This is a genomic window from Streptomyces sp. NPDC088194 (assembly GCF_040702025.1).
Classification (GTDB): domain Bacteria; phylum Actinomycetota; class Actinomycetes; order Streptomycetales; family Streptomycetaceae; genus Actinacidiphila.
The window spans coordinates 74,038-95,177 of record NZ_JBFBIV010000033.1; the positions used below are offsets into that span (position 1 = coordinate 74,038).

The 21,140-nt window shown below is 72.8% G+C and carries 17 protein-coding genes and 1 pseudogene; 11 read left to right on the top strand and 7 right to left on the bottom strand.

Annotated features, from left to right (window positions below; all coding sequences use genetic code 11):
• Positions 1 to 41: 41 nt before the first annotated feature.
• Positions 42 to 773: a GPR1/FUN34/YaaH family transporter gene (locus AB0399_RS20010; protein ID WP_366412228.1), complete on the top strand. Its 732-nt coding sequence runs from the start codon at positions 42 to 44 to the stop codon at positions 771 to 773.
• A 42-nt stretch (positions 774 to 815) separates the two neighbouring features.
• Positions 816 to 1,475, top strand: a complete 660-nt coding sequence (locus AB0399_RS20015; protein ID WP_366412229.1) for a hypothetical protein — start codon at positions 816 to 818, stop codon at positions 1,473 to 1,475.
• A 16-nt stretch (positions 1,476 to 1,491) separates the two neighbouring features.
• Here AB0399_RS20015 and AB0399_RS20020 read toward each other — a convergent pair whose 3' ends face one another.
• Both AB0399_RS20020 and AB0399_RS20025 read right to left on the bottom strand, forming a co-directional pair.
• A complete protein-coding gene (locus AB0399_RS20020) occupies positions 1,492 to 2,184 on the bottom strand; it encodes an ABC transporter ATP-binding protein (protein WP_366412230.1) in 693 nt (230 codons plus the stop codon).
• Positions 2,181 to 3,269: an ABC transporter permease gene (locus tag AB0399_RS20025; RefSeq protein ID WP_366412231.1), complete on the bottom strand. Its 1,089-nt coding sequence runs from the start codon at positions 3,267 to 3,269 to the stop codon at positions 2,181 to 2,183. Before AB0399_RS20025 ends, AB0399_RS20020 begins: the two co-directional genes overlap by 4 nt.
• A 255-nt stretch (positions 3,270 to 3,524) precedes the next feature.
• On the opposite strand from AB0399_RS20025, the gene AB0399_RS20030 reads away from it, so the two are divergent.
• Together AB0399_RS20030 and AB0399_RS20035 are read left to right on the top strand one after the other, a co-directional pair.
• The gene (locus AB0399_RS20030) at positions 3,525 to 4,763 is read left to right on the top strand and encodes a sensor histidine kinase (RefSeq protein ID WP_366412245.1); all 1,239 of its coding nucleotides are present in this window, start codon (positions 3,525 to 3,527) and stop codon (positions 4,761 to 4,763) included.
• On the top strand, positions 4,760 to 5,398 hold the full coding sequence (locus tag AB0399_RS20035; RefSeq protein WP_366412232.1) for a response regulator transcription factor: 639 nt from the start codon (positions 4,760 to 4,762) through the stop codon (positions 5,396 to 5,398). Before AB0399_RS20030 ends, AB0399_RS20035 begins: the two co-directional genes overlap by 4 nt.
• A gap of 73 nt (positions 5,399 to 5,471) precedes the next feature.
• Here AB0399_RS20035 and AB0399_RS20040 read toward each other — a convergent pair whose 3' ends face one another.
• Complete coding sequence (locus AB0399_RS20040; RefSeq protein WP_366412233.1) at positions 5,472 to 6,671, bottom strand: cytochrome P450; 1,200 nt, start codon at positions 6,669 to 6,671, stop codon at positions 5,472 to 5,474.
• A 651-nt stretch (positions 6,672 to 7,322) separates the two neighbouring features.
• On the opposite strand from AB0399_RS20040, the gene AB0399_RS20045 reads away from it, so the two are divergent.
• From AB0399_RS20045 to AB0399_RS20060, 4 genes are all read left to right on the top strand, one after another.
• The gene (locus AB0399_RS20045) at positions 7,323 to 8,141 is read left to right on the top strand and encodes an SAM-dependent methyltransferase (protein WP_366412234.1); all 819 of its coding nucleotides are present in this window, start codon (positions 7,323 to 7,325) and stop codon (positions 8,139 to 8,141) included.
• Positions 8,142 to 8,671: 530 nt separating this feature from the next.
• Positions 8,672 to 10,294, top strand: a complete 1,623-nt coding sequence (locus tag AB0399_RS20050) for a ricin-type beta-trefoil lectin domain protein (RefSeq protein ID WP_366412235.1) — start codon at positions 8,672 to 8,674, stop codon at positions 10,292 to 10,294.
• Positions 10,295 to 10,587: 293 nt separating this feature from the next.
• Positions 10,588 to 10,893 carry a hypothetical protein gene (locus AB0399_RS20055; protein WP_366412236.1) on the top strand — a complete coding sequence of 102 codons (306 nt, stop codon included), beginning with the start codon at positions 10,588 to 10,590 and terminating at the stop codon, positions 10,891 to 10,893.
• A 61-nt stretch (positions 10,894 to 10,954) separates the two neighbouring features.
• A complete protein-coding gene (locus tag AB0399_RS20060; RefSeq protein ID WP_366412237.1) occupies positions 10,955 to 12,244 on the top strand; it encodes a peptide ligase PGM1-related protein in 1,290 nt (429 codons plus the stop codon).
• A 96-nt stretch (positions 12,245 to 12,340) separates the two neighbouring features.
• Here the strand turns inward: AB0399_RS20060 and AB0399_RS20065 are convergent, their stop codons facing one another.
• The 3 genes from AB0399_RS20065 to AB0399_RS20075 all read right to left on the bottom strand — a co-directional run bounded on the left by AB0399_RS20065 (position 12,341) and on the right by AB0399_RS20075 (position 17,546).
• On the bottom strand, positions 12,341 to 12,616 hold the full coding sequence (locus tag AB0399_RS20065) for an enolase C-terminal domain-like protein (protein WP_366412246.1): 276 nt from the start codon (positions 12,614 to 12,616) through the stop codon (positions 12,341 to 12,343).
• Between the two features lie 245 nt (positions 12,617 to 12,861).
• Positions 12,862 to 16,251: a S8 family serine peptidase gene (locus AB0399_RS20070; protein ID WP_366412238.1), complete on the bottom strand. Its 3,390-nt coding sequence runs from the start codon at positions 16,249 to 16,251 to the stop codon at positions 12,862 to 12,864.
• Positions 16,252 to 16,466: 215 nt separating this feature from the next.
• Positions 16,467 to 17,546 (bottom strand): helix-turn-helix domain-containing protein, encoded by a 1,080-nt coding sequence (locus AB0399_RS20075; RefSeq protein ID WP_366412239.1) that lies wholly within the window; start codon positions 17,544 to 17,546, stop codon positions 16,467 to 16,469.
• On the opposite strand from AB0399_RS20075, the pseudogene AB0399_RS20080 reads away from it, so the two are divergent.
• Positions 17,500 to 17,964 (top strand): annotated as a pseudogene (locus AB0399_RS20080) (NPCBM/NEW2 domain-containing protein); the annotation flags it as partial. The gene AB0399_RS20075 and the pseudogene AB0399_RS20080 overlap by 47 nt on opposite strands.
• Before the next feature lie 269 nt (positions 17,965 to 18,233).
• On the opposite strand, the gene AB0399_RS20085 reads toward AB0399_RS20080, so the two are convergent.
• A complete protein-coding gene (locus AB0399_RS20085; RefSeq protein WP_366412240.1) occupies positions 18,234 to 19,223 on the bottom strand; it encodes a LysR substrate-binding domain-containing protein in 990 nt (329 codons plus the stop codon).
• 122 nt (positions 19,224 to 19,345) lie between these two features.
• Between AB0399_RS20085 and AB0399_RS20090 the strand changes: the two genes are divergently transcribed.
• Together AB0399_RS20090 and AB0399_RS20095 are read left to right on the top strand one after the other, a co-directional pair.
• Entirely contained in the window at positions 19,346 to 20,293 is a 948-nt protein-coding gene (locus AB0399_RS20090) for an NADP-dependent oxidoreductase (protein ID WP_366412241.1), read from the top strand.
• A gap of 57 nt (positions 20,294 to 20,350) precedes the next feature.
• The gene (locus AB0399_RS20095; RefSeq protein WP_366412247.1) at positions 20,351 to 20,941 is read left to right on the top strand and encodes a flavodoxin family protein; all 591 of its coding nucleotides are present in this window, start codon (positions 20,351 to 20,353) and stop codon (positions 20,939 to 20,941) included.
• Positions 20,942 to 21,140: the final 199 nt, after the last annotated feature.

Consider the following 21,140-nt stretch of genomic DNA (forward strand, 5'->3'; position numbering starts at 1 on the left):
CCGTGTGGTCCGGGTTCACCTACGGTGCGGAAGGTGATGACGTGGCTGACACACCCCATGGCCCCGCCGGAGAAGATCCCGAAAAACTCTTCCCGAATTCCAATCCCGCCCGCCACGAAGACGACCTGCGGTCGATGGTCCGGATCAATCTGCGGCCTCTTGCCACGCCGATGCCGGTCGGTCTGTTCACCGTCGCCATCGACTCGGTCGTGGTCTCGTCCTACCAGTACGGAATTCTTCCGCAGAGCGCCCAGACCGCGGTCGCGCTCGTCGTGTTCCCCGCTTTCGTCATCCAGGTCATCGTGGGAATCTTCGCGCTGCTCTGCCGTGACGCCACCGCCGCGACACTCATGATGAGCTTCGCCGCCAGCTGGCTCATCGAGGCGGGCATCTTCTTCTTCCACCCGGCCCAGACGAGGGAAGTGCTGGGGATCTTCCTCATCACGTTCGCCGTCTTCGTCCTGCTGATCCTGCTGACCGCCGCGGCGAAACGGGCGCTGGCCGCGGTCCTGCTGGTCGCCGCGCCCCGGTTCCTGGTCTCCGGCATCGCGGGGGTCACGGGCAACGACACCATCGGCAAGGTCGGCGCGGTCCTCGGCTTTTTGCTCGCCGGGGTCGCGATGTACACCGCCTGGGCCCTGCTCTTCGAGGAGACCCGCGGACGCGCCGTCCTGCCGGTCGGCCGTATCGGCCCCGCCCGCGCCACCAGCAGCGACCTCGCCGGCCAACTGCGGGACATCGAACGGCAGGCCGGAGTCCGCCGAACCCTGTGACCGCCGCCGTGAGGGCTGTTCATGCCATGTCAGGAGGATGCCGTGCACGACACGCTGATCGACCGCACCTACCAATGGCTCGTCCACCGCAGGCACCGCGCGCAGACCGCAAGTTCGCGGCCAGGTCCTGACGGGTTCGGGCTCGATCCGGCGCTGGTCGGTCGATTCACCGACGGCACGCTGGGGGCGCAGGACGAGGCCCGGCTCGCCCAGGAAGTGGCCGAACTCGTCCCGCATGCCGAGGACCTGCCCTTCAAGGGGGAGGAGTCCCTCAACCGGGTCATCTCGTATCTCGGCGGCGAGGTCGAGTTGATGACCTGGCTGGACCGGCACCCCGGCCGGCCACGGCTGACCGCGCGGATCTCCGCCCTGCTCGGCCTCCTCGACGAGTACGCCGCCGACCCGGGAGTCGTCGGCGCCCTCCGGGCCGCCCGGGAGCGCGAGCCGTATCCCGCCGCGCTGCGCGCCTACCTGGTGCCGCAGACCAACGAGGACACGCTGTCCGCTCTCGCCTACCGGGTGAAGGAACTCCTCTCCGACCAGCGGGAGAAGGACGCGATCGGGCTCGCCGACGCGGTCGCGGAGTGGGTGCGCCAGGCCGTGGCCGACGCGGACGACCCCGGAACGGCGGCCCGGAACCTGGCCGACCTCCTGGCCCGCGCCGAAAGCGACCTCACCGATGCCACCCCCGCCCAACCGTGAGACCGGGTACGGCGGTTCACCTCGGTTGATCGGGCGTGGCCGGGGGGCGGAGGCGGCCGTCGTGGATTTCGGCGATCCGGTCGGCCGCGGTCAGGTGGGCGTGGTCGTGGGTGACCAGGACGGTCGCGGTGGACCGGTGGCGGGTGAGGCGGGCGATCAGGTCGATGACGGCGGCGCCGCGTTCGTGGTCGAGGGCGCTGGTGGGTTCGTCGACCAGGAGCACGGTGGGGTCGTTCATCAGGGCGCGGGCGATGTTGACGCGCTGGCGCTGGCCGCCGGAGAGCTGGTGGGGGCGGCGTGCGGCCTGGTCGGCCAGACCGACGGCATCGAGCAGGTCCATGGCCCGGTTCCTGGCCGTACGGGGCCGCCGGCCATCGATCCGCGCCATGACCTGGAGCTGTTCGGCGGCGGTGAGGGCCGGCAGGAGGTTGGGCTGCTGGAAGACGATGCCGATCCTGCGGCGGCGCAGGCCGGCGAGTTCCCCGCGGCTCAGGGCCTCGGTGGGCGTGCAGTCGATCGTGACGGTGCCGGTGTCGGGGGTGACGAGGGTCGCGGCCACCGCGAGGAGGCTGGACTTCCCGCTGCCGGAGGGGCCGATGACGGCGGTCAGGGTGCCCTTGGGGACCTGAAGGGTGACCTGGTCGAGGGCGGTCAGGCGGGACCCTCCGTCGGGATAGGTGAGGGTGATGCCGGCGATGTCGAGGCTCATCGGGCGCTCCCCAGGGCGGTCAGCGGGTCGACGGAGGTGATGCGCCGGACGGACAGGGCGGCGCCGAGCGCGCCGAGCGCGATCATCACGGCGGCCGGGACCAGGACGGTGGCGGGTTCGAGGAGGAAGGGCACGGCCGAGCCGGCCACGAGGGCGCCGACGCCGGCGGCGATAGCGGTGCCTGCCAGGGTGCCGCCGACCAGCAGGACCAGGGCTTGTCCGAGGGCGTCCCCGAGCAGGCCGGCGGTGGACGCGCCCAGCGCCTTGAGGACCGCGACGTCTCCGCTGCGCTGGATGGTCCACACGGTGAAGAAGGCGCCGACGACCAGCGCGGAGATCGCGAACAGGAAGCCGCGCATCAGCTGGAGGGAGCCGTTCTCGGAGGTGTAGGAGCCGATCGCGGACAGCGAGTCGTCCTTGCCGACCGTCCTCGTGCCCGCGGCCGCGTCGGCCGCCTTCACGTCGACACCGGGAGAGGTCGTCAACGCGATGACCGTGGCGGTCGGGCCGCCGGACTTGCCCGTTGGGGGTGCGGCCTTCCGCCAGGTGTCGAGGCTGGTCCACAGGACGGGGACGTGGCTGAAGGAGGCGTTCCCGCGCACCGCCGCGACGGTGACCTGCCGGCCGGCGAGGGCGATGCTGTCGCCCGTGGAGACGTCGAGATGGTCGGCGGCGGCCGTGGACAGGACCACCGCGTGGTCGTCGATCTCGTCGCTGTCGGGGGCCAGCGGGGAGTGCGGCCGCACCCCGAAGGCCGACACCCCGGTGCTCCGGTCGCCCGCGGTCGCCCTGGTGGTGGTGATGCCCAGCGGTTCCGCGCTGCTCACGCCGGGTGTCCTGGCCCACCGCCGCCACTGCTTCTCCGTGACGGTGGAGTCGGCGTACGACAGCGCTTCGCCCGTGGCCGGCACGCCGAAGGCGATCCGGTCCGCGGGCAGGCCGGTGATCGCGGAGATGTTCTGCCGGCCCAGCCCGGCGGTCAGCCCCGACAGCAGCCCGACCAGCAGGGTGATCAGCACGATGACGGCCCCCATCAGGGCAAAGCGCCCCTTGGCGAACCTGAGGTCTCTCCAGGCGACGAACACGGCTGGGGCCTGCCTTTTCATGGGGTGGCGCGGCGGTGGAAGCGAGGTGCGTCACGTGCGCCGGGCGGGTGGACGCGGTGTGCCTCCGCCGCCGGCGGGGTGGACGCGGTGTGTGCCTCCACCGTCGCCGTCAGGACCGCACCCGGGCATCTGGCCCAGGACAGCACTTGCCGCACCGAAAGGCCGCACCCGGTCTGTAACTTTCGACGGAGGCCGGGAGCGGCCGCGTCTGCTTAGCCTGGAGGGACTGTGAACATCACCGCCCCCGCGAACGTCACCGCCTCCGCGAACGTCACCGCCCCCGCCTTGACCCCGACCACCCGCGCCCTGGCCTGGTGCCTGCATCTGCTGGTCGTCGCCCTGCTCGCCCTGGCCGCCGGCCAGGCCGTGATCGACCACCGCCCGCACGCCGGAGCGGTCATCGCGGCGGCCGCGGCGTGCGCCGTGACGTACGCGGCCGGACCCGTGCTGCCCCGGGTGCACGGCTCGCGCCGGGCCGCCGCACTGTGGCTGGCCGCGATGGGCGCTGTCTGGCTGGTGCTGCTGGCCCTGTCCTCCGACGGGGTGTGGCTGGCGTTCCCGCTCTACTTCCTCCAGCTCCACCTGCTGCCCCGCCGCGCCGGACTCGCCGCGGTCGCGGCCACCGCGGTGTCGGCCATCGCCGGCTACTCCGCACACCAGGGCTCCTTCAGCGCGGCCATGGCGATCGGACCGGCCCTCGGCGCCGCCGTGGCGGTGGCAGTGGTCTGGGGCTACCAGGCCCTGTACCGCGAGAGCGAACACCGCAGGCGCCTGGTCGAGGAGCTCACCGCCACCCGTGCCGACCTGGCCGCCGCGCAGCACGCCGCCGGTGTGCTGGCCGAACGCGAGCGCCTGGCCCGCGAGATCCACGACACCCTCGCCCAGGGCCTGTCCAGCATCCAGTTGCTGCTGCGCGCCGCCGAACGGGCCCTGCCGCACCGGCCGGACAGCGCCGCCCGCTACGTCGACCAGGCACGGAACGCCGCCGTGGACAACCTCGCCGAGGCGCGGCGTTTCGTCGTCGCCCTCGCCCCGCCCGCTCTGGAGGGCACCACCCTCGCCTGCGCCCTGGAACGCCTGTGCACCGCCACCAGCACCCGGCACCAGCTCACCGCGCGCTTCCAGGTCGTCGGCGACCCCGTAACGCTGCCGACCGCGCACGAGGTCGCCCTGCTGCGCATCGCCCAGTCCGCCCTCGCCAACACCGTCCGGCACGCCGCGGCCACCACCGCCGAGGTCACCCTCAGCTACCTGGACGACCGCATCGCCGTGGACGTCGTCGACGACGGGCACGGCTTCGACCCCGGACGGCTGCCCGTCCCGGACCCGGAGGCCGGAGGGTTCGGGCTGGCGGCGATGCGGGCCCGCGTGCACGCCCTCGGCGGCGCCCTCGCCGTCGAGTCCGCTCCCGGCCACGGCGCTTCCGTGGCCGCGCGCCTTCCGCTCGCGCCCGCAGCAGAGGCCCGCTCGTGACCGACCGCCCCATCCACCTGCTCCTGGCCGACGACCACCCCGTCGTACGGGCGGGGCTCCGCGCCGTGCTGGAGACCGAACCCGGGCTCGTCGTGGTGGCCGAAGCCGCCACCGCCGAGGAGGCCGTGACCCGCGCCGCCCGAGGAGACATCGACGTCGTCCTCATGGACCTTCAGTTCGGCAGGGGGATGAACGGCGCCGAGGCCACCGCCGCCATCACCGCCCGCCCCGGCGCGCCCCGCGTGCTGGTCGTCACCACCTACGACACGGACGCCGACACCCTGCCCGCCATCGAGGCCGGCGCGACCGGCTACCTGCTCAAGGACGCCCCGCCGGAGGAGCTGGCCGCCGCCGTACGCACCGCCGCCGCGGGCCGTACCACCCTGGCGGCCACCGTCGCGGACCGGCTGATGCACCGGCTGCGCACCCCCGGCGCCACTCTGACCCGGCGCGAGACCGAGGTCCTGGCCCTGGTCGCCAAGGGCCTGTCCAACGGGGCCGTCGGCGACCGGCTCCACCTCACGGAGGGGACGGTCAAGTCCCACCTGGCGCACATCTACGCCAAGCTCGACGTCGACTCCCGCACCGCCGCCGTCGCCACCGCGACCGAACTCGGCCTCATCCGCAGGCGGTAGCGGGCGCGGCACTCCGGCGCCTGCCTCAACTCCTCAGTGCCATAACGCGTCACCGCGTCACCGCCGCACCGCGTCAGCCGGTCCGGACAGGGAGGGACACGAGTCCGCGCATCAGGCGGGTGCGGCGCCACTCCAACCGGTCGACCGACGTGGCGAGTCCGAGCCGGGGGAAGCGGCTCAGGATCGCGCGCAGGGCGATGTCGGCTTCCGCCTTGGCCAGCGGGGCCCCGACGCAGCGGTGGATGCCGTGGCCGAAGGCCAGATGGCCGGTGGCCTCGCGGTCGAGGTCGAGCCGGTCCGGCGCGGGGAAGCGCTTCGGGTCGCGGTTGGCGGCTCCGAGGTTCACCAGCACGGGGACGTCGGCCGGGATCTCGGTGCCGCCGAGCGTGAGGGCCCGCGTGGTGAACCGGAACGTGGCCGTGCTGACCGGCGGGTCGTAGCGCAGCAGTTCGTCGAGGGCGGCGGGGATGCGTTCGGGGTCGGTGCGCAGGCGTTCCAGTGCGGAGGGGTGCTGGAGGAGCGCCAGGACGGCGTTGCCGAGGAAGTTGGTGGTGGTCTCGTGGCCGGCCACCAGCAGCAGCACCGCCAGGGAGACCAACTCGTGCTCGCTGAGGTGGTCCTGCCCGTCGCGCGCCGCGATGAGCTGGTCCAGGAGCGAGTTGCCGGGCCGGGCCCGCTTGGCGGCGACGAGACCGGTCACGTACGCGGCAAGGGAGTGCGATGCCGCGTCGATGAGATCGGGTTCCCCGGCGGCGAACAGTTCGGCGGACCAGCGTTGTACGTCGGGCCGGTCGGGCTCCGGGACACCGAGCAACTCGCAGATCACGATGACCGGCAGGGGCACCGCCAGGTCGGCGACGAGGTCGGCCTGCCCGCCGACCGGCCACCGGTCCAGCAGCGCGTCGGTGGTCCGGGCGATGAACGGGCGCAGCCGTGTGACGGCGCCGGTCGTGAACGTCCTGGTCACCAGCTTGCGGAGGCTGGTGTGCCGGGGCGGATCGGTGGCCACCATGGTCTGCGCGACCGCCGGGTGCATGCGTCGCCGCGAGTTCCGGCCGGCGAAGAAGGCGGCGGTGTCCTTGGACAGCCGGGGGTCGGCCAGCGCCTGCCGGGCTTCCTCGTAGCCGAGGACCAGGTAGCCGGCCTCCCGGTCCGAGCGGGCCTTCCCGTCCGAACCGGCTTCCCCGTCCGAACCGGTGGGCACGGCCTGGACCGGGCACGCGGAGCGCATGGCCGCGTATGTCGGGTACGGGTCGCGGGTGGGGTCGGTCATGTGATCACGCTCCAACAGGCGTCTCGCGGCCGGCAACCCCCGCACGACGGCGGCCTCGACGGTCGCGGGCTCCTCCTTCGGCTCCCCCCGTCACGGCGTCGGCGGCGCGCTGGACCGTCTCCCGGACCGGACCGGCCCGGAGCGGCAGGGGCGAAGAGCGAGACTACCGCCGCTGGTCTGGCCGACCCGGCGTTGGCGCAGGCGGGTCGAGCGTGTCGAATGCCCGTCGAGGCACCGGGATCGCCGCTCACGCGGCTACCGGGGGAGTACGACGTCCGAGCCGGCGACGCGGCCGGTACCGGCTCGCCGGTGGCGCCGGGCCGGCGGCCAGGTCGGCGGTGATGTGGCAGGTGGGGACGGATGGGCTGCTGGTGTCTTCCCACGTCGGCCGGGCCGGCATCGCCGACGATTCCCCCCGCGCGTCGCGCGCTCGGGATGGGACACTGGCGGAGCCGGACCCGGGGGGATCGCCGTGCATGGCCCAGGAGTTGAGCCATGCCGGCGACTACGGTGGCACCGGCACCGGCACCGGCATCGGCACCGGCGTCAGGATCTGGTGCCGGCGTCCTGGCCGCGCTCTCGCGTACGGGTGTCCGTGCCGCGCGGTCCGAACGGCCCAGCAGGGCGGATGGAAGGAATGGGAGGACGGCGTTGACCGATCAGGGGTTCTCCGTGGAGGAGATCGACACCGGCAGGCCCCACCCGGCCCGCATGTACGACTACTACCTCGGTGGCAAGGACAACTACGAGGTCGACCGCGAGGCCGCGCAGCGCGTGATCGACCTGTTCCCGGACATCGTGACGATGGCGCAGGGCAACCGGCAGTTCATGCACCGGGCGGTGCGGTACATGGTGGACAGCGGTATCCGGCAGATCATCGACATCGGTACCGGCATACCCACCGTGCCCAACACCCACCAGGTGGCGCACGAGGTGTCGCCCGAGGTGCGGGTCGCGTACGTGGACAACGACCCGATCGTGGCGACGTATGCGGGAGCGCATCTGCTGGGTGCGGGGAACACCGGATTCCTCCTCGGTGATCTGCGCGACCCGCAGAGCATCCTGGGCCATCCGACCATCAGGGAGCTGATCGACTTCGACCAGCCGGTCGGGCTGATGCTGGTGGCGATCCTGCACTTCATCCGGGACGACGAGGACCCCGCGGGGTTGGTGGCCGCCTACCGGGACGCGCTGCCCGCCGGCAGCCACCTGCTGCTCAGCCACACGACCGGCGACTTCCACCGGCTGGACGGCGACGCGGGGGAGGCCCGGGACGTCTACCGGGACAAGGGGGCCACCGCCACCCTCACCCTGCGCTCCCACGAGGAGGTGCTGGGCTTCTTCGACGGCTTCGAGCTGGTCGAGCCAGGGCTGGTCCAACCGCCGCTCTGGCGCCCTGACGAACCGGTGCCGACGGAGGAGGAGTTGGCGCATGTCGGCTTCTACGGCGGCGTCGGCATCAAGCGCTGACTCCCCGGCCCCACCTGGTGCGCGGCGCCGGCGGTCCGTACCCGGGCCGCCGCGCCCGCTGCCGCACCGCACCGGCGCGGCGGCGGTCCGCTCCGGCGCACCCGCCACCGCACCCGCACCGCGAGGCGCCACGCACCCGCACCGCACCGGCGTGCGCCTGCCGAGGCATGCCGCGTGCCGAGGCATGGCGCCTGCCGAGCCGTGGCGTTAGTCCAGACTATTGACGCGTGCATGTCGCCTGGTTAATTTCGGTGAGCGCTCTCCTCATGGCCCGCGTCCGCCTCCACCGTCACGGCCGCCCCGGCCGTCGCTCCGTTCCATGCGCGAACTCCCGGACTCCGGGGACGATTTGGCAACGTTGTCAGGTGTCTCGGCAACGTTGTCGGATGGTGTCCGCCCGCCCGGTCCAGCCGCGCGCCCCGCACCTCGGACGCCACCCGCGGGAGAGCGTTCCCGGCACGTCGGCGGTCCTTGCCCGTCCCCGCCGCCGTGTTGGGACCCTCGCCACCCCCACACGAGCAGGTGACAGTATGAAGAGATTGGTCCAGTGGGTGCTGACGCTGGCCGCCGCGACGGGGCTCGCCGCCGCGTCGCCGGCCGCGGCCCACGCCCTCGCTCCGGCCGGCGCGCCCGGCTCATCCGGCTCATCCGGCCAGGTGAAGACCGCACACGCGTGTTCCGCGCCGCTGCACCCCGGTGCCCCGGTCTGCTACGCGCTGGTCCGCACCGACCTGCACGCGCTCCATGACGACGCGCTGTCCCCGCGGGCGAACCCGTCCGGCTACGGCCCCTCGGACCTCCAGCAGGCGTACAACCTGGCCTCCGCCGCCGCGTCGAGCGGCGGCGGGGCGACCGTGGCCGTCACGGAACTGGCGGACAACCCGAACCTCGAGTCGGACCTGGCGACGTACCGCTCGCAGTACGGCCTGCCCGCGTGCACCACGGCCAACGGGTGCTTCCGGAAGGTCAACGGGAGCGGCCAGCAGGGCGACTACCCCGGCGGGGACCCGGGTTGGGGCACGGAGGCGTCGCTGGACGTCGACATGGTCTCCGCGGTGTGCCCGCTGTGCCACATCCTGGTGATCGAGGCCGGCGACCTGGACGCGGCGCAGAACCTGGCGGTGTCGCTCGGCGCCCACTTCATCTCCAACAGCTGGGGGACCGGCGACGGTTCGGGCGACGCCGGCGCCGACGCGGACTTCGACCACGCCGGGGTGGTGGACGTCGCCAGCTCCGGCGACGGCGGCTACGGGGTGAGCTTCCCGGCCACCTCGAAGTACGTCGTCGCGGCCGGCGGCACCAGCCTGCACCAGGACTCCGGTACCTCGCGCGGCTGGACGGAGTCGGCCTGGTCCGGCTCCGGGGCGGGCTGCTCGTCGTGGGAGTCCAAGCCGGCCTGGCAGACCGACACCGGCTGCGGCGGCAACCGGACCGTCGCCGACGTCTCGGCGGTCGCCGACCCGGGCACGGGCGTGGCCGTCTACGACACCTACGGGCAGGGCGGCTGGTTCGTGGTCGGCGGCACCAGCGCCTCCTCGCCGATCATCGCCTCGACCTTCGCGCTCGCCGGCGCCCCCGCCACGAACGCCGCGTCCGTGCTCTACGGCCACCCGTCCGCGCTCAACGACGTGACGTCGGGCTCCGACGGTTCGTGCAGCCCCTCCTACCTGTGCACCGCGACCGCCGGCTACGACGGCCCCACCGGCCTGGGCACCCCCAACGGCCTCGGCGCCTTCGACGGCAGCGGAAGCACCAGCCCGCAGGGGACCGGGCCGATCGTCTCGGGCGTCTCCTCCTCGCTGTGCGTGGACGACCGCTCCTCCGACACCACCAACCTCAACCCCGTGCAGATCTGGAACTGCAACGGCAGTTCCGCCCAGCAGTGGACCGTCGCCGCCGGCAACACCCTCCAGGCGCTGGGCAAATGCCTGGACGTGGACAACTCCGGCACCGCGGACGGCACCACCGTCGACCTCTACGACTGCAACAGCACCTCCGCCCAGGTCTGGCAGCCCCAGTCCAACGGCTCGCTGCTCAACCCCAACTCCGGCAAGTGCCTGGACGACCCGAACAGTTCGACGTCCGAGGGCACCCAACTCCAGATCTGGGACTGCAACGGCACCGGCGCGCAGCACTGGGGCCTGCCCAACTGACCGTTGACCGCTGAACTCTGAGCGCTCAGCGGGTGGCGTGCCCGACGGAGACGTCGGGCACGCCACACTCCGTCCCGGGCGGTGAACGCCTCGCGCGGTGCGGATTCCTTCGCGCGACGCGGATGCCCGGGCGCGATCCCGGTCGCAACCTTGACACCGCGTGTCGGCTGGTCAGGTCTATCTGCCGCTTTCCCGGTGACTGATCCGGCGTCGCTACGGTGTGTCACCGTCGGCGCCCTCCATGATCCCGGTGAAGGCCGCACACGGCGGCCGAGTCTGCACGGAGGAGACCGATGAAACGCGCCATGAAGACGCTGGGCACCCTCGCCGCTGCCGCGAGCATCGCGATGGCCGTCCCCGCGTTCGCCCAGGCGGCCGCGGGCACGTTGATCGTCGACGGACGCGCCTACCAGAACCCGCAGGGCTGCTACGACTCGAACCGGTGGCCGCTGACCGTGGACAACCAGACCGACCAGCCGGTGGTCGTCTACAGCGGCCCGCGCTGCTCGGGTGACCTGCTCCGCGTCGTCGGCCCGGGCGAGCGGGCCGTCAGCGAGTTCGGCCAGAGCGTCTTGGTTCCCGACTCGAACGACGACTGAGCCGACCGCCCGAGATGTGGCAACGGGGAAGCGGGGAACGGGAAACGGGAAGGACCGGATCATGATTCCGGAGCACGACGACGTCGCTCCGCTGGTTCTTCTCGCGAACTTCGCTTCCCCGGTGCCGGCGAGTCTGGACGCGAGCGAGGCGGTGCGGGGGTGGTCGGAGCAGGCGCCCCGGAAGGTCTGGCTGACCCGGCCCGGTGACGTGCTGGTCAGCCCGGTCCCGATCCCGGAGGACTTCCGGCGCTACGCCGGAGGGCTGCTCGGGTTCCCCCACGAGACGGTGGAGGTCGTCGTCGTTCCGGACCTGCCGGGAACCGGCATGCCGGAGGCCGTCCGGCGGCACGGCCTCGGCGGAACCCTCCAGGACCTGGCCCGCCGGCATCCCGGGACGCGGCTGCTTCCTCTCGTGCTGGACGGCGCGGCGGTCGCGCTGGCCGCCGAACTCGGCATCCAGGTCTTCCCGTTCGCGTCCGGCCGGCCCGGCGCCGGCGTGCTGGGCGCGGTGGACCGGCTCAACACGAAGACCGGGTTCCGCGCCGTCGCGCGGGAGCGGGGCATCCGGATGCCGGAAGGCCAGGTGTGCCAAGGCGCCGAAGTGCCGGGTGCGGTGGCGCGGATGGTGTCCAGGTTCGGGCGGGTGGTGGTCAAGGCGGACCGCTCCGCGGGCGGCGTCGGCATGCGGTTCGTCTCCCGCGGCGACCCGGCCGCCGGAGCGGAACCGGACGGGACCGGGCTGTGGGTCGTGGAGCGCTGCGTCCAGTACACGAAGGAGGTCAGCGTGCAGTGCGTCGTCGAGGCGGCCGGGCCACGGGTCGTGTTCAGCGGCGAGATGCTCACCCACGACGGCTCGTTCACCGGCTACCGCTCACCGCTTCGCGACGTACCCGCCGAGGTGATCGCGGAACTGCACGCGTGGGGCGTCGCCCTCGGACAGCACCTCGCCGACCACGGGTACGCCGGGCCGTACAGCATCGACGCCCTCCTGGACGACGACGGAACGCTCCACGCCACCGAGAGCAACGTACGGCGCACGGCCACCACCACACCGCAGGCCATGGTCACCCGCCTCGGCCACGCCGCCGGCCGCCCGGCGCCCGCCTGGCTCATCGCCAAACGGACCGCCCGCACCCCGCACACGCTCACCCAGGCCGTCCGGCGCCTGGACACCACCGGACTGGCCTACGGCTCCGCGCACGGCGAAGGCGTCGTCCTGTACGCCGGCGGCGCCGCCTGTCCCAGCGGGGCCGGGACCCACTGGCGCTACGCGGTGATGGGCCCCGACCGCCCGCGGATCGAGGAACTGGAGCGCGAACTCGCCGCGGTACTGGACCTGGTCGAGCCCTGACCGCTCCCGGCGACCCGTCGGACGTGCTGCTCCTCCGCCCCTGCCCCCTCTCCGCCCATGGACTCGGAACCGCTGCCGGGCCGACCGGCGCTCAGGTCACCAGCGCGGCTTGGCCGGGTCGAAGTCCGGGTGGAACCGCCGCATGTAGCCCGTGTCGTCGCGGCCGGTGATGCCCTGCCGCAGGTAGTTCTCGTGCAGCCGGGCGAGCGCGTCCCGGTCCAGCCGCACGCCGAGCCCCGGCGACGTCGGCACCGGCACGGCCCCGTTCACGAAGGTCAGCGGATGCTCCACCACGTCGACGCCGAGCTGCCACGGCGTGTGGGTGTCCGCGGCGTTGAGCAACGGCGGGTCGGAGAACGCGATGGGCGTGATGCGACGACGACCCGGCGTACCCGAAGGACAACACCGTCGTCACCGCCGACCCAGGGGTGGTGACGGTCACCGACGGGACGGCGCGGCTGGGCGACGACGACCGGATCGCCGCGCAACTTCCCGGCTACCACCGCATTCCCGTCGACCGCATCGGGCTGAGGTGACCACCCGGAAGGCGGCGCGACAGCCGAAAGGAGCGGGCCCGTGTCCCTGACACGGGCCCGCTCCTCCGTCTGCCTGTCCGGCTACCGCACGTCGTAGGCGCGGGTGACGGTCTGGGTGACCGCGTTGCCGTTCGCGTCGGTGAGGGAGACCTTCAGCGTGACCTGCTTGCCGGCGGCGCCGGTGTGGTCGAGGACAGCGGTCCACTTCCCGTGCTGCTGACGGGTCGGCGCCTGGGTCCAGGTGGCGCCGTCGTCGTAGGAGTAGGACAGCGCGGCCGCGGTGATCGCGCCCGGGGCGTACCCGGCGTGGCCCTCCGCCGACAGGCCGACCGTGATGCCGCTCCGCGCGGGCAGCGTGTTCGTACTGTCCACCGGCAGGTCGTACGCCGGGAACAGGATCGGCAGGCCACGGGAGGAGACGTCCGGCTCCAGGTGCGAGCGGAAGCTCCAGGTGGTGGTGACGGCGGTGGAGCGCAGCCAGTTCGGGTCCGAGGTCGGGATCTTGGACAGGTTCTGGGTGAGCTCGTAGGCGGAGTCCTCGGGCGGCACCGTGAACACGTCGTACGGATACGCGCTGGTGGCGATCTGCTCGCCGTTGCGCTTCAGCACCAGGTTGCCGAGGTCGCCGAACGACGCGCCGTCGGACCAGTGGTCACCGGAGGCGTCGAGCCACAGCGCGCTCTGGAAGCCGATCAGGTCGCCCTGCCGCTCGGCGGCCAGTTCCCACTTGCCGTCCGTGTCGCGCGGCGCCGCCGGCCGCAGGAGACCGCGGTACCACTCCTCGGTACGGCGCTCGCCGGCCCGGTAGGTGCGGTTCTGGTCGCCCATGTACGCGGCGAACGGGAAGCTGGTCATCGCGCCGTGCTGCCAGACGTCGTCGCCGGTCGTGTAGTAGGCGGTCCGCGTCCCCGGTACGTGGACCGGGTCGAACAGGCTCACCGTGATGCTGGTGCCGCTGTCCCAGGAGGGGACGAGGAACAGCCCGTCCATGTAGTCGGCTTCCTTGCCGAGGGCGTACCACTTCTCGGTGACCTGGGCCAGCTTGGTGTCCCGCGGCCGGTAGACCTGGTCGGACGTCAGCGGGCCCTGGGTCGGGAACGAGAGGTTGTAGACGTACGGCGAGCCGTTCTGCGTACCGGTCGCGCGCCAGGTGGGCCGGAACTCGAAGGTGCCCTTCTTCGCGCGCCCGTCGACGGAGGCGTAGAACTTCTGCACGTCGCTGCCGGCCATCAGCGAGCCGCTCAGCTGCCAGGTGTCGTCCCAGGTGCGGCCGTAGCTGAAGGTGGTGTGGCTCACCGTCGAGGGGCGGTCGGTGCGCACGCTCAACCGGTGCGCCGTGCGGGCGTCCAGGACGATGGTGGTGTCCCGGGTGAGGTGGACCTGCGGGCGCGCGAGGTAGCCGATGGATTCGACGGCGTTGTCCGCGTCGTAGGTGGCCACGAAGCCGGAGAGGGCGTAGTCGCCCGGCCGCACGCTGTACGTCTGGTCGCTCGCGCCGTCGTTGCTGCGGCGCTCGCCCTTGGCGGTGTCGAGGCTGACCAGGTCCACGGACGAAGCGCCGGTCGCGGGCGCGCCGTTGCGGTCGACGACCTTGACCCGCAGGGTGAGCGTCTCCGGCTGGACGTAGAGCGTGACCGGCACGGAGACGTGCGCGCCGCCGCCGGTGGCCGTGATCCGGCCGGTGACCGCTCCGTACTGGGCGGCGGTGAGACGGGCGGTCGGATCGATCCGCACCGGCACCTGGACGGTGGCCCCCGCGGGAACGCTCACCTTGCCCTGCGCCGGCTTGATGACGGGGGAGCCGACGTCGCTGCCGTCGTTGCCGTGCACGCCGCTGACCTTGAGACCCAGCGTGACCGAGGCCGTGCCGGTGTTGGTGAAGGGCACCTGCACGGTGGTGCGGTCCGAGGCGTCCTGCGGCCAGTTGTAGCTGCCGCCTTGCACGGCCGGCGCGGAGAGCACCTTCTGGTGCACCGCCGCGTACACGTCGAGGACACCGCCCCCGGTCTGGTCGGCGCCCGCGACCTTGCCGCCGGTACGGGCGGAGGAGACCAGCGCGGCCTTGATCTGCTGCGCGGTCCAGGTCGGGTGGGCCTGGCGGACGACGGCCGCCGCGCCGGCGACGTGCGGGGTGGCCATGGAGGTGCCCGACATCGTCTGGTAGGCGTAGACACCCCGTCCGCCCGCCTTGGCCGCGAGGATGTCGACGCCGGGGGCGGCGATCTCGGGCTTGAGGGTGTGGGTGACGGCCACCGGCCCGCGGCTGGAGAACGACGCGGTGGCGTCCTTCTGGTCGACGGCCCCGACGGTCAGCACGCCGGGCGCGCAACCGGGCGAGGAGACGGTCTCGGTGCCGGGACCGGAGTTGCCGGCGGCGACGACGAACAGGGTGTGCGTGTTCTGCGAGAGATCCTGCGCGGCCTGGGCCAGCGGGTCGGAGCAGTCGCCGATCTCGGGGTTGCCCAGGCTCATGGAGACGACGTCGGCCTGCTGGTCGACGGCCCACTGCATGCCCGCGATGATCCAGGAGGTGTCGCCGGAGCCGCTGTCGTCGAGGACCTTGCCGATGAGCAGGGAGGTTCCGGGGGCGACGCCCTTCTCGCGGCCGTCGCTCGCGGCTCCGGAGCCGCCGACGGTGGAGGCGGTGTGCGTGCCGTGGCCGTGCCGGTCGTCGGTGCTGTCGGAGTCCGTGAAGTTCTTCGACTCGGCGATCCGGTCGACCAGGTCCGGGTGTTCGGCGTCCACACCCGTGTCCAGCACGGCGACCTTGGTGCCCTTGCCGTCGTAGCCCTCGGCCCACGCCTGCGGCGCGTGCACCTGCTGGGTGGACTGCTCCAGCGTCGCCTTGACCTTGCTGTCCAGCCACAGCTTCTTCAGCGAGGAGGCGGAACGCGACCGGGTGCCGGTGATGTCCTGCCAGAAAGTGCCGGCGGTGGACTTGTCGGCCTTGAGCGCGACGCCGTCCACGGCCGGGAGGCTCAGGCCCTGCTCGGCGCCCCGCGGGGCCGCCGGCGCACTGGCGGCGACGTTCACCCCGTTCTGGTAGGTGGCGATGAGGGGCAGCGTGCTGCTGTGGGCGTCGTCGTACCCCTGGCGGATGAGCCCGGTGACGTTGAACAGCTGCTGGTCGACCTTGCCCTCGGCGATCGCCTGGGCGGCGTCCGCCGGGTAGACATAGAGGTCCTTGCCCGACTGGAAGGTCTCCACCAGCGGCTGGGTGCCGTCCTCGCGGGGCAGCACGGCCGCCGAGCTGTGGCCCGACGGGTCCGTGGTCACCACGACCTTGTCGCCGGTGACGAGGGTGACGGTGACCTGCCTGCCGCCCGTCGCCGCGGTTCCGCTGCCGGTGAGGGGACGTTGCCCGGAGGCACCGTCAGGGGGTGCGGTCGCTGCCCCGGACGGCGCGCCGGCGGTGACGGCCAGGACGGCGGCGATCGCCGCGCCCAGGGCCATCCGCGCTATTGGATGCATGAGTCTCCCTACTCGAAGCCGTGGACATGCCATGCTCGGCTGCATCCTGGCAGGGATACGGATCGCTGAGAGGCGCCGCGGGTGACGGGTCTCCCGCGTGACGGCATTCCGACAATCGGCCGTGTCCGCCGGGTCGTTCCGCCGCGCGGGGTCGGTTCCGCGGACGGATTCCGCGGACGGATTCCCCGTGCCCGGCCCCTACGGCGGTGATCCGTTCAGAGCCAGCCCGCGCGTGCGGCGTGCCATCCGAGTTGGAGGCGCGACCCTCCGCCGGCGAGGTCCGTCAGCCGGCGTACCCGTCGCTCCACGGTGCGGATGGAGAGGCCGAGTTGGGACGCCGCCCGGCGGTCGGAGACCCCGGCCAGCAGCAGGGCGAGGACCTCCAGCTCCTCCGCGGTCGGCTGCGGGTCGCCGGCCGTGTCCTCCAGGGTCCCCGTGCCGGTGAACACCGGCCGGGCCTGGGCCCACTCCTTCTCGAAGAGGTGCACCAGGGCCGTCAGCAGACCGCTGCGGTGAACGACGACCGCGCTCGGCACGCCGCCGGAGTCCGTCATCTCCAGCGGCACCATGGCGCGTTCCCGGTCCGAGATGACCATCTTCAGCGGCAGCGAGTCGACCAGGCGAAACGCGACGCCCGCCGTCACGGCCTCCCGCACGTCCCGCACCACGTCGTCACCGTCGAGATAGTCCTTCGCGGCCACCACCCGGAAGTCGACCCCCCGGCCCAGGGCGGAACTCTCCGACGAGTCGGCGTCCTCCCGTGCCACCGCGACGGCCTCGCCGACGAGGAAGACGAGCAGTTCCCGCTGGGCGCCGCAGTGCAGCTGGTGGAACCGGTGCGCGACCTGCTCCGCGCCGACGACCACCTCCACGACACCGCCGTCCGTGTGCGCGGCGGTGTGGCGGTACCGCTCGGTCAGCTTCGCGTACGCGGTCTCGGCCAGGTGCAGGGCGTTGCGCTGCTCGACGAGGAGGGGGGCCAGGGCCATCGACGGTGGGGTGAGCCGGTAGCGGGTGGGCCGGCGGGCCCCGGCTCCGGGCTCTTCGGGTGCGGATGCGGGTCCGGCTACGGCTACGGGTTCGGGCCGGCCTTCGAGCCCGGCCGGGCCCGATGTCCGGGTGTCGGTGGCGACGGCCACCAAGCCGCGTGCCGTGAGGTCCCGCAGTATCCGCTCGCTGGTGGCCTCCTCAAGCCCGGTCTGCCAGGCGAGGTCCTGCGCGGAGGCTGCCGGTCCGGCCAACAGCGCCATGTACACGGCCTCTTCGGGCGCGCCCAGCCCCAGAGCCTCCAGCATCGGGTCCCTCCTCGAGCGGCCACCGTGTCCGACCCCGGCACGCCTCGCCTGCGCCAAGTGGATCTTCTGGACCGAACCCTATCCCGCCGTCAGGAAGCCGCCGCTCGGGCGCTGTTGCTGCCGACATGGTCCACCGGATGGGCGTTCGCGAGCGCTCGGACGGGAGTTCCTGAGCGCTCGCCGCCGGGCATCCCTGGTGCGGTCGGCGGCTTCGCTGCCCCGCGCCGGCGTGACGAGCGAGTCCGTGCAGACGTCAAACGCCGCTGGGCGCGACCGTGCCTTCCCGTTCCAGCAGAGCGGCCGCTCCTTCTCCGTCATCCTCGACGGCAAGGTCCTCACCACCACCCCGGTCCTCACCGGGCAGTCGGCACCGGTCAGCATCGACGTCCCCGTCACCGACGGTCAGATCCTCGACCTGGACGTCGGCGACGGCGGCAACGGCAACGACCACGCCGACTGGGCCGCCCCCGTCCTCACCTGTGGTCAGGGCCGGTCCGACCGATCCCGCCCGGCCCGAGGCGATCGACAACGCGGGCCCGCACCGCCCCCCGCGAGACCCGAGTCGCGGAGCACCCCCTTGTCGAACTTGTGCGAAGAACGGACTGCCGACCGTGTACTGGGCCGACGCGGGTTGACCGGGCCGGCGGGCGCGCTGCCGTGGGCGGTGACCGGGGGAGCGGTGCTCTGTCAGGTGGCTGCCCGCGGGGTGCCCGGCTCCGGCCGGGCGGCCTCCGCCACCTTGGTGGCCGCCCGGACGAACGCGGCGACGGCCGGGCGGCGGGAGCACTCCGGCCAGACCACGGACAGGGTCGCCGGCGCATGGTCCTCGACCGGCCGGTAGGCGATCTCGGGGCGTGGATAGCGCCGGGTGAGCGAGGCGGGGAAGAAGCAGACGGCGCTGCCGAGTTCGATGAGCTTGAAGATCTGCGGCAGGTCCGAGGAGTCCTGCGCCGCCGCGGACGGCTGGTCCCGGTCCCGGCCTTGGTCCGGGTCCCGGCCTTGGTCCGGGTCCCGGCCCTGACCGGACGGGCGGGCGCGCGCCACGCCCGGCCCGCCGTGGGCAGCGTCCAGCCCCTGGTCCGCGGGGGACCCGTCGGGCAGCTCCCAGCCCGCCAGGTCGGCGAGGCGAACGGACGTACGGGCGGCCAGCGGGGCGTCGGCCGCGACGGCGATCAGGTACGGCTCGGTGACCAACTGCTCGGAGTCCAGCCCGCGCTCGTCGAAGGGGCCGAGCAGCACCGCGGCGTCCGCACGGCCGTCGCGTACCGCCTGGGCCTGCTCGCCGTAGCGGCCGAGCACCAGCGCGACCGGTAGAGCCCCCTCCTCGCGGGCGTACTCGCGGAGGATGGCAGGCAGCAGGCCGCCGTCGACGTCGGCCTTGAGCGCGAGCCGAAGCTTCTGCGTGGGTTCCCCGGCGTGCCGGGCCCGCCGGCCGGCGGCGCTGACCGCGTCGAGTGCCGTCCGTGCGTCCCCCAGCAGCACCTCGCCGGCGCGCGTCAACGTGACCTGGCGCGTGGTGCGCTGGAACAGTCGCACGCCGAGCTGACGCTCGATCTCCCGGATCGCGCGCGAGAGCGGCGGCTGCGCCATGCCGAGCCGCTCGGCCGCGCGTCCGAAGTTGAGCTCTTCCGCCACCGCGACGAAATAGCGCAGCTGCCGCGTCTCCAGCTCATTCATACCTCCAGGGTATAGCCGGGTATCGGATCGGTCCTTCAGGTCCGCCGTCGGCTCGACTTGAGTGGTGAGTGGCACGCAAGAAGAGCCGACCGAACGAGCCGACCGAACAGGAGAGATCCGCCATGCGAGCAGTCGCGGTACGGAAGACCGGTGACACGCCCGAACTGATGGACCTGGCCGTACCGAGCCCGGGGCCGGGAGAGCTTCTGGTCAGGCTGGAGGCGGCGTCGCTCAACCCGATCGACGCGGGCATCGCCGAGGGCCTGATGCCCATGCCCGCCACCTTCCCGCTCGTCCTGGGCGTGGACGGTGCGGGCCGGGTGACGGAAGCGGGCGAGGGAGTGAGCGGGCTGGCGCCCGGCGACGCCGTGCACGGACAGTTCCTGCGCGCGCCCCTGGGCAGCGGCACGTTCGCCGAATACGTGGTGGTCCCGCAGTTCCCGGAGGTCGGTGCGTTGCGGCGCGTGCCGGACGGGATGTCCGCCCAGGTCGCGGCGGCGCTGCCGACCGCCGGCATGACCGCGCTCGGCGCGCTCGACTCCATCGGGCTCAAGGCCGGGCAGTCGATCCTGATCGTGGGCGCCACCGGCGGGGTGGGGGTCTTCGCCGTCCAGTTGGCGGCCGCGCGGGGAGCGCGGGTGATCGCCACCGCCCGGGCCGACGCCGACCAGTGGCTCCGCGAACTCGGCGCCACCCGGACCATCGACTACACCGCCGTCGACGTGGTCGAGCAGCTCCGTGCGGACCACCCGGACGGGGTGGACTGCGTACTCGATCTCACGCGGGACCCGGCCCGCTTCGCGCGGTACGCGGGGCTGGTACGGGACCGGGGCGCGGCGGTGTCCGCGACGCTCATCGCGTCGCCGGAGCTGCTGGCGTCGGAGCGGATCGCCGTGAGCAACTTCATGATGCGGGACAAGCCGGACCTGCTCGCCCGGATCACCGCCGAGGTCGCGTCCGGCCGGATCACCGTCCCGATCCGGCAGGACGTCCCGCTGGAGCAGGTTCCGCGGGAGCTGGCCCGGATCATGGCCGGCGGTGCGCGCGGCAAGACGACCGTACGCATCTGAGCGCCGCGTTGGCGTTCCCCGCGAAACGCCTCGCATCCCCATCGCGCCGGGCCTGGCATTTCCCCCGGTCCCCTGGTCTCCATCGCCTACCACTCCGGCTTCGGCCACACCGACGTGCTCGCCGAGGCGGTCCGCGCCGGGGCCGTCGACACCGGCGCGGCCGTCCACCTGATCAGGGTCGACGAGATCACCGACGAGCAGTGGTCCGCGCTGGACTCCTCGGACGCGATCATCTTCGGATCACCCACCTACATGGGGACCGCCTCCGGCGCCTTCCACGTCTTCGCCGAGGCCACGTCGAAGCGTTTCGCCCTTGCGGTGTGGCGCGACAAGCTCGCCGCCGGGTTCACCAACTCCGGGGCGATGAGCGGTGACAAGCTGCACACCCTCCAGTTCTTCACGGTGCTCGCCGCCCAGCTCGGCATGCACTGGATCAACCTCGGCCTCCATCCCGGCTGGAACACCTCCCAGGCATCCGAGAACGACCTCAACCGGCTCGGCTTCCACCTCGGTGCCGCCGCCCAGACGAACGTCGACCAGGGCGCCGAGGCAGTCCACAAAGCCGACATCGCCACCGCGGCACACCTCGGCCGCCGCGTGGCCCGAACCGCCACCGTCTTCCGCGCCGGCCGGCTCCCCACCGCCTGATCCACCCCCCACGGGAGGACGTATACGCGTCCCCTGTGCCGTGCTGAGCAGGTGTCAGCGCGTCGTCCCCGGCGCGGGGGTGGGTGTCGAGGCCGTCGGGGTGACTAGTGTTCTGAGTCGGGAATTCGCTTCAGATATCCGGCGAGGCGTTCGAGGATGTCCTCTGCGGTCTTGGTCCAGATGTAGGGCTTGGGATCGG

Excerpts from the sequence above, each read along its gene's own strand:
- AB0399_RS20020 (WP_366412230.1), bottom strand. The coding sequence starts at position 2,184 with ATGAGCCTCGACATCGCCGGCATCACCCTCACCTATCCCGACGGAGGG.
- AB0399_RS20040 (WP_366412233.1), bottom strand. The coding sequence starts at position 6,671 with ATGACCGACCCCACCCGCGACCCGTACCCGACATACGCGGCCATGCGC.
- AB0399_RS20050 (WP_366412235.1), top strand. The coding sequence starts at position 8,672 with ATGAAGAGATTGGTCCAGTGGGTGCTGACGCTGGCCGCCGCGACGGGG.
- AB0399_RS20055 (WP_366412236.1), top strand. The coding sequence starts at position 10,588 with ATGAAACGCGCCATGAAGACGCTGGGCACCCTCGCCGCTGCCGCGAGC.
- AB0399_RS20060 (WP_366412237.1), top strand. The coding sequence starts at position 10,955 with ATGATTCCGGAGCACGACGACGTCGCTCCGCTGGTTCTTCTCGCGAAC.
- AB0399_RS20070 (WP_366412238.1), bottom strand. The coding sequence starts at position 16,251 with ATGCATCCAATAGCGCGGATGGCCCTGGGCGCGGCGATCGCCGCCGTC.
- AB0399_RS20075 (WP_366412239.1), bottom strand. The coding sequence starts at position 17,546 with ATGCTGGAGGCTCTGGGGCTGGGCGCGCCCGAAGAGGCCGTGTACATG.
- AB0399_RS20085 (WP_366412240.1), bottom strand. The coding sequence starts at position 19,223 with ATGAATGAGCTGGAGACGCGGCAGCTGCGCTATTTCGTCGCGGTGGCG.
- AB0399_RS20090 (WP_366412241.1), top strand. The coding sequence starts at position 19,346 with ATGCGAGCAGTCGCGGTACGGAAGACCGGTGACACGCCCGAACTGATG.